This window comes from Mesorhizobium yinganensis, assembly GCF_040081985.1.
In the GTDB taxonomy this organism is placed as follows: Bacteria; Pseudomonadota; Alphaproteobacteria; order Rhizobiales; family Rhizobiaceae; genus Kumtagia; species Kumtagia yinganensis.
This window is the reverse complement of the sequence record NZ_JBEBMH010000076.1, coordinates 1-4,009: the sequence shown is the minus strand read 5'-3', so window position 1 is coordinate 4,009 and position 4,009 is coordinate 1. Positions and strand designations below refer to the sequence as shown.

The 4,009-nt window shown below is 58.4% G+C and carries 4 protein-coding genes and 1 pseudogene; 2 read left to right on the top strand and 3 right to left on the bottom strand.

Annotated elements, in window-relative coordinates; all coding sequences use genetic code 11:
* Positions 1 to 125: ATP-binding protein (locus ABMA59_RS36925; protein WP_349007100.1), on the top strand; the 125-nt coding region annotated here is incomplete at its 5' end.
* 94 nt (positions 126 to 219) lie between these two features.
* Here ABMA59_RS36925 and ABMA59_RS36920 read toward each other — a convergent pair.
* Positions 220 to 411 carry a hypothetical protein gene (locus ABMA59_RS36920; protein WP_349010298.1) on the bottom strand — a complete coding sequence of 64 codons (192 nt, stop codon included), beginning with the start codon at positions 409 to 411 and terminating at the stop codon, positions 220 to 222.
* 182 nt (positions 412 to 593) lie between these two features.
* Positions 594 to 722, bottom strand: a complete 129-nt coding sequence (locus tag ABMA59_RS36915; RefSeq protein ID WP_349010297.1) for a hypothetical protein — start codon at positions 720 to 722, stop codon at positions 594 to 596.
* Between the two features lie 334 nt (positions 723 to 1,056).
* Between ABMA59_RS36915 and ABMA59_RS36910 the strand changes: the two genes are divergently transcribed.
* Positions 1,057 to 2,841 (top strand): site-specific integrase, encoded by a 1,785-nt coding sequence (locus ABMA59_RS36910; protein WP_349010296.1) that lies wholly within the window; start codon positions 1,057 to 1,059, stop codon positions 2,839 to 2,841.
* A gap of 363 nt (positions 2,842 to 3,204) precedes the next feature.
* Here the strand turns inward: ABMA59_RS36910 and ABMA59_RS36905 are convergent.
* Positions 3,205 to 4,009, bottom strand: a pseudogene (locus ABMA59_RS36905) (hypothetical protein); the annotation flags it as partial.

Sequence of the window (4,009 nt, the reverse complement as noted above, 5' to 3'; positions counted from 1 at the left end):
TCGATCGCCTAACTCACCATTGCCATATCCTGGAGACCGGAAACGACAGCTTCCGCTTCAGGAACAGTTCGGCAAAACCCGTCAAACCCGCGAAGGAGAAAACCAAAAACTTGACCCCGACCTGACCCAGACCCATCATCCACCCGGGTCAGTTCTCAGTGGAAACCCCGGGTCAGTTCTTCGCGGAAATCAACAGAGGTTGGTCTTGCACGCGTGATTTTAGACCGCGCGCAGGCTTCGCATCGCGCCGTTGGCGATATAGGCCCCGTTCTCTTTCGTGATCTTCTCGTGCCGCGCCGCGATCAGGTTCGGTTGGCGGCCTAGCCGGGCCAGGGGCTTGTCCTTGAACAGCCGCTCCATATGATCACGATAGTTCTCGATCGTCCCGGCACTGCGGCCCTTGCGGATCATATGACCGTCGCGATAGCGCTCCCACGCCGTTCGCAGTGAAATGGCGCCGCGCCTCACCGAACGTTCGTCATCCGGTCGCTCCCCGCGCGCGATCTTGGCAAGTATGTCCTTCGCCTTGCTTCGCGCGTCGCGGGAAGTGATATCGCCGGCTTCACCGATTTTCTTTCGGGCGGAGAACTCCCTCAGCCCATCGCGCCAACAGGCTCCCTGGGCGGCGAAAGTCTTTGTGCGTTTTTCTCGGTGTCATTGACCTTGTACTGGCCGGAGGCTGCGTAGGGCAGCTTGGCCAACGCCTTGTCCGTAATCAGCATCGATCGCTCTGTCATGGCCGCACCCGAAAAATTAGTCTGCGATTAGTCTGCGGAACATTGGCACGAATGTCTGCAAGGTCTGACCGCGACAAACCCCGAAACGGCACGAATATCGTAGTAAAATCAAGTAATTACGTCAACGAAAAAATGGCGGAACGAACAGCGGCGGCCGCTCGAAAAGCCGGGGAGCCTTACTACGAATCTGGGGGTCATGAGTTCGAATCTCTTCGGGCGCGCCACTCTTCAGGCAACTGCTTGAAATCGCAAAAGCTGTTGAATTTCCATTAGCTTACGTCTGATCGCATGCTACACTCGCGTGCTACGGAGAGGCTAGATGGGCCTGATGAAATATGTTCAACGCCGTGCGAACCGGCTTGAGTTTCGCTTTCCCCTCCCTGACGACATCGCCGGCCGCACCTTTCCCAGTCCGTGGCCGGAAGCGGCCGCCTGGGTTGTGAACACGAAAACCGGCCGATTCAAAACTGAGCTTATCAAATCGCTGTCGACCAACGACAGGCGAGCAGCCGAGCGGGCGGCATTGCCGTTGATAGAGCAAGCCCATCGCATGGTGGACCTTGCTCGAAGGGCGATGGTAGATGGTCCGCCATCTCAACTGACCAACCAGTTGATCGATGAACTGGTCGCGGAGCGCCAACGACAAATCTTGGCGGCGGACGAACATACGCGGGCATTGGGTGCTGGCCTCGATCTGTTTTCCGAACGGGACGACCAGCACGACGGAATGGGGATGACCACGGATGACATGGCGATTTATCGTCGAGTGATCACCTATCTCGATGATGTCACCCGCGATGAGGCAGCCACCATGCGTGGGGGCGAAGCGCTGAACCTCGCGATCAATGCAGCCGTATCTGCCCGCGGCATCGTACCCCATCCCAATGACCCAGCTTGGAGAAAACTCGAACTGGGCTTCATTCGCGCTCAGCGGCAAGCGGTGAATGCGATCAAGGCACGATTGGACGGAGAGATCATCAATACCCCTCCGCGTGCGAAGCCAGGTGCTGGAGATACGTTGACTGTGGCAGCGCGACGCTGGGCGGAAGGCGGCGGCAGGGCAGCGAAACGTCCAAGAGAAAACTCGGCCGCCGAAGCGACGCGCGCCGTCCAGCGATTTGTCGAGCTGCATGGCGACCTCGAATTGGGCTCAATCACTAAGGCGCATGCGCGTGCGTATCGGGATGCGATTGCAAGGGTGCCAAAGCGTATCCCTCACCGGCTAGCAAGAATGCGATTGCCCGAATTGCTGAAGCAAGACCTGAAGGGATACGAGCCGCGCAACGCACAAACCGTCAACAAATACCTCAACCTGGTCTCCGGCATTCTCGCCAAGGCCGAAAAGGACGGGTACTTCGAGCATCTTGGCCAGTGGTCGAACCCATTTCGTGTCGGCTTCGACATCTCGAACATGGAACGCGACACCTATGAGCCGTTTTCGGTCGACGAGCTCAACGCCCTCTTCGCCTCACCGGTCTACAAGATGGGGTCTCGCCCAAAGGCGGGACAGGGTGAAGCAGCGTTTTGGCTTCCGTTCTTGGCAATCTTCACCGGCGCGCGCAGAACTGAGCTATTGCAGCTCAAAGTCGGCGACATCCGATCGACTAACGGACTGTGGTTCATTGATTTCAATGACGAGGGCGCCGATCAAAATCTAAAGAACCTGTCGTCGGCTCGCTCGGTACCGATTCACGCGGCGATCCAGCGCGCTGGCTTCCTCGATTATGTGACGGGCCGCGCCGAAGCCATTGCTCCAGGCATGCCTTTGTGGCCCGGATTCGAACCGCCGGTCGGTCCCAAAGCCAAGGCTTGGACAAAGTGGTTTGGCCGCTACCTGTCAACCTACGTGGTCGATAATCGGTCGAAGACATTTCACTCGTTCCGCCACACGTTTAAGCGGGCCTGCCGCGAGGCAGGGATCAGCGAAGAAATCCATCATGCGTTCACCGGCCATAGCGGCGGCGGGGTCGGGCGTAGCTACGGTCGCGTTCGGCGGAGCGATGGCATCCTCGATCGTGGCGTTTCGCTTGAGAGATTGAAGCAGGAGATCGATCGCGTTGAGTATGTGGGGTTGAAGTTACCGGCGAAGAACTCTCGTTCTTGAGGCATGGTACCCGCAAAGCCGACCAGTGTTTTGGCTTAATCTTGCAACTCGTGGCACTTCGCCGATTATGTCACGAGAGGGAACATGAGCAGGCGTTAGCGACGAATGGGGTCGCGGGTTCGAGTCACGCAAGCGGCACCACCTAGTTCTCCCTCAACTGTGCCGTCTCAATCGTCTCGGAATAGCCTCGACATTTCCGTGGCTTAGCAACTTGCGGCTGTAATGTAGGCCCCAGAGACGCGGCTTTTGGCGTGATTTCGGGGCCGTTGGCGGCGTCGTCTCTTTTGAGCCCCCGCCCGTCCCCGTTTTTGCAGGAATGATGGTTGTTGCATCATAGGAGATGCAGTGCTTTCAGAGCGGGCGTCAAAATTCGAACTGAGCCCGCTGCTCGTGCCAGCCAAAAGACAGGTCTTCGAAGCGGGACAGCATTCGTGCGGTGAGGTGTGGTGGCTGGCGGCCGGAGAAGATGTCGTCGACAATCGGCGGCGCGAGGAAGGCCAGACGCAGAACCCTGCGAGCATCGGATCTGTCCATGCCGAGCGAATTGGCGAGCTCGCCGATGCTCTGTGCCGATCCATCAGTGAGTCTTTTCAACAAGCGATTCGCAGTGACAATGAGATCGATCAGCTTCTGATCCGGCTCTCGGCTATTGGAGCCTGGCAGCACGATCCGTGCCTCGTTGCCGCGTCGCCGGACGGTGATGGCGATGGCCTCGGATATTTGCTCGATCGAGTTACTTCGCAATGCATCGGGTACCGCATCATCGCCGGGCAACAATGTGTCAATGATCGCTGCGGGATCGATCTGGAAAACGATGGCCTCCGATGTCAGGGTGATCTTTGGGAACACTCGCCGGATGCGATCAGCGCGACCCTCGGCAGCGAGTCCGGGCTCTCCTGCGGCGCTGCTAAGCAGTTCCGTCGCTGCTTTGAGCGCCCCTGGCACTTGCGCCCTGCCGCGATGGATCGTTGTCCATTCCGCGATGCGAGGTTGGTCGCTCAGCAGCGCGCGATAGTGCTGCAAAACTGCCGCTTCAATCTCCGCTGCTGGAAGCCGCCAACCGCTGGGATCGAGTTGCTTCGACTTCACCAGGCGGTTGGAAACATAATAGCGATAGCGCCTGCCATGATTGGCCGTCGAGGTTGGCGTCAGCCGATCACCCGTCTCA

Coding starts and splice junctions, on each gene's coding strand:
- ABMA59_RS36910 (WP_349010296.1), top strand. CDS start 1,057: ATGGGCCTGATGAAATATGTTCAACGCCGTGCGAACCGGCTTGAGTTT.
- ABMA59_RS36920 (WP_349010298.1), bottom strand. CDS start 411: ATGATCCGCAAGGGCCGCAGTGCCGGGACGATCGAGAACTATCGTGAT.
- ABMA59_RS36915 (WP_349010297.1), bottom strand. CDS start 722: ATGCTGATTACGGACAAGGCGTTGGCCAAGCTGCCCTACGCAGCCTCC.